Here is a 515-nt window from a genome sequence, read left to right on the forward strand (position 1 = left end):
TTCGGCGAGAAGGAATTCACCTGGAACAAGATCCGGCAGCAGAATCGCAATCCGCTGCTGAATGCGATGGAAGGGGCCGACGGCCTGAAGACCGGCTTCACCAAGGAGGGCGGCTACGGCATGGTCGGCTCGGCCGTGCAGAACGGCACCCGGCTCATCGTCGTCGTCAACGGCCTGGACGATCCTGAAGACCGCGCCACTGAAGCCAAAAAGATGCTGGAATGGGGCTTCCGCAACTTCGAGACGCGCACCCTGATCGCGGCCGACCAACAGGTGGGCTATGCCAAGGTGTTCGGGGGCGAGAGCCGTTCGGTCAAGCTGGTGGCCAAGACCCCCGTGAAGGTGATGGTGCACAAGAACGGCAGCGACAAGCTGATGGCTCGTGTCGTCTATAGCGGTCCCGTGCGAGCGCCCGTCCAGGCCGGCCAGCAGGTCGGTGTCGTCAGAGTCTGGCGCAGCGGCAACATCGCGGGCGAGACGCCGGTCTATGCGGCGGACTCGATTGGAACCGGCTC

At 64.1% G+C, this 515-nt stretch carries 1 protein-coding gene; it reads left to right on the forward strand.

All coding sequences use genetic code 11. The features are described 5' to 3' along the window. Nucleotides 1–515, forward strand: a 515-nt coding sequence (locus tag AACY52_RS30095; protein ID WP_370468073.1) for a D-alanyl-D-alanine carboxypeptidase family protein, incomplete at both ends; no start/stop codon positions are given.

Origin of the sequence: Pseudomonas sp. EA_65y_Pfl1_P113 (genome assembly GCF_963970525.1) — a bacterium.
Classification (GTDB): Bacteria; Pseudomonadota; Gammaproteobacteria; order Pseudomonadales; family Pseudomonadaceae; genus Aquipseudomonas; species Aquipseudomonas tritici.